Origin of the sequence: Pseudoalteromonas sp. NBT06-2 (assembly GCF_002276045.1) — a bacterium.
In the GTDB taxonomy this organism is placed as follows: domain Bacteria; phylum Pseudomonadota; class Gammaproteobacteria; order Enterobacterales; family Alteromonadaceae; genus Pseudoalteromonas.
The window spans coordinates 1-1,957 of record NZ_NQMR01000322.1 but is presented as its reverse complement, the minus strand read 5'-3'; the positions used below and the strand labels follow the sequence as shown (position 1 = coordinate 1,957).

At 37.3% G+C, this 1,957-nt stretch carries 2 protein-coding genes; both read left to right on the top strand.

Translation table 11 applies throughout. The features are described 5' to 3' along the window. Nucleotides 1-309: IS66 family insertion sequence element accessory protein TnpB (gene tnpB / locus CJF42_RS25780; RefSeq protein WP_141235691.1), on the top strand; the 309-nt coding region annotated here is incomplete at its 5' end. A 96-nt stretch (nt 310-405) separates the two neighbouring features. Beyond that, a complete protein-coding gene (tnpC, locus tag CJF42_RS25775) occupies nt 406-1,935 on the top strand; it encodes an IS66 family transposase (protein ID WP_095369343.1) in 1,530 nt (509 codons plus the stop codon). Nucleotides 1,936-1,957: the final 22 nt, after the last annotated feature.

Sequence of the window (1,957 nt, the reverse complement as noted above, 5' to 3'; positions counted from 1 at the left end):
CGTGACTTTGTCGATTTTAGAAAATCCATCAATGGACTCACTGGTATTGTGGAATATGAACTTGCTCGGGATGCCTATACTGGCGCATTATTTGTGTTTTGCAATAAAGCCAAAGATAAACTCAAAATCCTGTATTGGGATAAAACTGGCTTTGCACTTTGGTACAAACGACTTGAGAAACAAAAATTTAAATGGCCTAGCAAAATATCAAGCCAAGAATTCACACTAAGTTCAGAGCAACTTCAATGGTTGTTATCCGGATATGATGTCCTTGGTCATGAGCCTCTACACTATCAATCACAGATCTAGTTTGATCAAAATAGCAGTCAACGATCGTGTACATGCCCTTAATATTATTTAAGTTCGAAAACAGATTAGACTTAAAATACTTGCTAAACTGCGAGCATGAAAATTGATGCTAATTCACTGCCAGACGACCCAGAACAACTCAAGCGTATGTTGCTTGAGTTGCAGAAAATTGTTATCAAAAAAGATGAAATCATTCATAGCTTGCTTGAACGCTTTGAAGTAGCCAAACGAAAACAATACGGTAAAAGCTCTGAGCAATTACCTGGCTCAGGTGAAACCTTCAATGAAGCTGAAGAGATTATTGATGAAGCGGATAAAGTTTTATTAGCCGAGTCAGAAATAAATAAAAGTAACGTAGTTAAGAGCAAACCAAAACGTAATCCACTACCAAAAAACTTACCCCGTAAAGTCGTCACTATAGATTTATCTTGTGAAGATAAAATCTGTGATTGCTGTCAGAGTAAACTACATCAAATAGGTGAAACGCGAAGTGAAAAGTTAGAGTTCGTACCAGCACATATTAAAGTGATAGAAACTATTCGTCCAAAATATGCGTGCAAGCAGTGTGAGGAAGTAAGTACCAAAAATCACATCAAGCTAGCGACTATGCCAACAAGCCCCATTCCTAAAGGCATTGCAACAAGCAGTTTGCTGAGTCAGATTATTAGCGCCAAATATCAATATGGCTTGCCATTATATAGACAAGAAAAAATGTTCAATGATTACGGTATTGAGCTGAGTCGTAAAACAATGTCAGATTGGATCATGCGTTGCGGAGAATTATTTGCTCCGTTGTATGAGAAATTAAAAAAGACCTTACTTAGCCAAGCTGTCATTCATGCAGATGAAACGCCCTTAAAAGTAATTAAAGAAGATAAAAAAACCAGTTACATGTGGGTTTATTGCTGCGGTACTGATAGACCGACGATTAACATGATACCGAATATCGTTTTATTTGATTATCATAATAGTCGCGCCGCATCTTGTGTGGTTAATTACCTTGATGGCTATCAAGGTTACTTACAAGTTGACGGTTATAGTGCTTATGGTAAAACAACAGCAAAAATAGCAGGTTGTATGGCACATGCACGTAGAAAATTTGTTGACGCAAAAACGGCGCAAGGTAAAAATAAAACAGGCAAAGCAGATGTTGCTTTAAACCTTATCGGAAAACTCTACGGTATTGAAGCTTCGCTAAAAGACAAAAATGTTGATGAAAAATATCAAGTACGACAAGAAAAATCAAAAGCGATTATCGATAAACTTCATGTCTGGGTAATTAATAATAAAGACAAAATCCCACCGAAATCAAAACTAGGTGAAGCACTTACTTATTGGCTTAATCAAGAACACAAACTTGTCACTTACTTAGAAGATGGGCGCATTAATATAGATAATAATCGGGCAGAACGTGCAGTTAAGCCATTTGTTATTGGTAGAAAGAATTGGCTATTCTCCAACACTGCAAAGGGAGCAAAAGCCAGCGCCATGCTTTATAGCATTGTTGAAACGGCCAAAGCCAATAACTTGTTAGTTGATAGCTATTTGAATACTTGTTTAGATGAACTTGCCAAAAAGCCTGAGAGTATTGAGCACCTGCTACCTTGGAATATTAAACTAGGCTAGGTGCATTTCACCAGACGCTTAC

Excerpts from the sequence above, each read along its gene's own strand:
- tnpC (WP_095369343.1), top strand. The coding sequence starts at position 406 with ATGAAAATTGATGCTAATTCACTGCCAGACGACCCAGAACAACTCAAG.